The 2,255-nt window shown below is 54.8% G+C and carries 1 protein-coding gene; it reads right to left on the bottom strand.

Annotated elements, in window-relative coordinates; genetic code table 11:
- Positions 1–2,119, bottom strand: a 2,119-nt coding sequence (locus ABJK56_RS19295) for a phage tail tape measure protein (RefSeq protein ID WP_347246321.1), incomplete at its 3' end; no start/stop codon positions are given.
- Positions 2,120–2,255: the final 136 nt, after the last annotated feature.

Below are 2,255 nucleotides of genomic sequence, written 5' to 3'. Positions count from 1 at the left end.
TCCCTCCCCAGATATTGTCCCAGGCTGACCTCCCAAAATCAAGCGCCCCCGAGATTATGGCTTTGATTCCTTCTAAAGTGCTCTCAATTGTAACTTTAATCCCTTCCCAGATACCCTGAGCGGTAGCATGGATTCTAGTCCAGACGCTTTCCCAGAGAGAACGAATGATGTCCAGCGCCACGCTAATCTGGATGCGAATATTATCCAGCAAATTTGCAATGATCTGGTAAATCCCGTTCCAGATACTTTCCGCAATGCCTTTCACCGCATTCCACGCGCCTTCCCAGTCTCCCCGAATCAGCGCTACCACAAGCTTGATGATCCCGAAGATGACATTGATGATCGTCTCAATGATTGCTTTGATGATGTCCCAGGTGTTTTGCGCGATCTGCAGCATCTGATCGCCGTGCGCTTGCCAAAATTCCCGCACAGCAGTCATTACCGTGCTGATAATCGTCCAAATTATATTAACCACAACGCTGATTATCTGCTGGATGCCGGTCCAGATAATTTGAGCAGCTTCCATAATCTGTTGGCCATTCTCTGCCCAGAACTCCTGTACCATCTGCATCCCAGTGGTCACGATGTCCTGGATATTGCGAATCGCCAGGTCAATGATGCTACTAATGGCACTCCAGGCAGTTTGGGCAAGGCCCAGGATCTGCTCCCCGTGCTGTTGCCAAAATGCCTGGATCGCTGCCAGCACATTTGTGATGACAGCCCGAATTGCCCCAACAACATTCGTGATAATGTCCTGGATCGTCGGCCAGACCTCCTGCACTTTGGCCGAAATCAAATCGCATACCTGCATTGTAACATCACGGATGCCGAGGAAGTTCGTGGCCCAGGCCGCGGCCAGTGCCACGATGATTGCGAGGACAACGCCGATAGGGGAAGCCAATGCGGAAAATGCGATGGACAGCGCACCAATGCCGAACAGAACCGGCCCTATAGCCGCGACGATTGCCCCAATTGTCACGATTAGTCTTTTTGCATTGTCATCCAGGCTCATAACCCAATTGATGAGCGGCCTGATCTGATCCATTATATCCTGTAATACCGGGAGAATGATCTGGCCCAGACTAATAAATAGCCCCTGCAGCGAATTTTTAAAGGAGGCCATCTGAGCGCTAAAGGAGCGCGTCTGAATTGCAAAGGCTGCCTGAGTTGCCCCCGCAGACTTGCCGATGGCTTCCAGGTCCTCGGCAAACGGCTTCGCTTCCTCTCGTGTCAACGCCAGGGCGGCCTTGAGGGCGCGCACGTTGGGGAAAAGAGCAGCCATTGCCTCAGCATCCCCCCCCACTTTTTCGGCGATTTCGGCCATGGCCCCGCCGAGCCCCTTGCTCTGTAGTGCGGTGGCCGAAAGTTCAATGCCGAGCGCGGCTGCGGCTTCCCGGGCACCCTCGGTCGGGGAAATGAACGAAAGCATCAATTGATTCAATGCAGTTGCCGACTCGGCAGCAGAAATTCCCCCTTTCGTCATCGTGGCGAAGGCGGCCCCAAGTTCCTCGATGGTCACTCCGGCTACAGCCGCTGTTCCCACCACATCGCCCAGGTTGGTGGCCAAATCCTCAAAGGTCAGCACACCGATATCCACCGTGCGGAAAAGCGTATCGGAGACCCGAGTCGCCTGGTCGGCAGACATCCCGTAGGCATTCAAAGTTGCTGTAATCGCTCGGCTAGCCACCGCGGTGTCGGTTAGCCCCGCACTGGCGGCCTTTGTACTGGCTTCCAGCACCTTCATGGCGTCTGCGCCCGAAAATCCCGACGATTGGATATCATAAAAGCCGGCGGCCAGTTTTTCCGCGCTGTCCGTCGTAATGCCGATGTCCATGCTCATGCGCACGAATGTATCCGATAGCGTTGCAATCTCGTCATCGGTAGCCTTCGAGATGCTCTGAATATTGCGCATTTCGCGATCCAAACTGCTGGCAGCATCAACACCGGTTTTAGCCATCCCCAAAAGCGGCAAAGTAATGCCGGCCGAAATCATACTTCCAACCGTCAGTGCCTCTTTGCCGAAAGATGCAAGCCGGGCCGACACCTCGCGCATCCCCTCTTCGGCTTCACGGGTGTCGGCACCTATTTTGACAAGCAACTGCGCGGCGGTGATGGCCATTATTTCTTTCTCCAGCGTTCTACTTTATCTGCTTCTGCTTGATTTTCTGCACTCTCGGCAGCCAGCGCCCAGTCGCGCCAGGTTACGGGCTGCCGAGCCAGCTCCCAGGGTGCGATTCCAAGGTAGCGGGCTGCCC

The sequence above is a fragment of the Thermogutta sp. genome, from assembly GCF_039793925.1.
In the GTDB taxonomy this organism is placed as follows: Bacteria; Planctomycetota; Planctomycetia; order Pirellulales; family Thermoguttaceae; genus Thermogutta.
The sequence above is the reverse complement of the archived record's forward strand: the minus strand, read 5'-3'. Positions and strand labels throughout refer to the sequence as shown.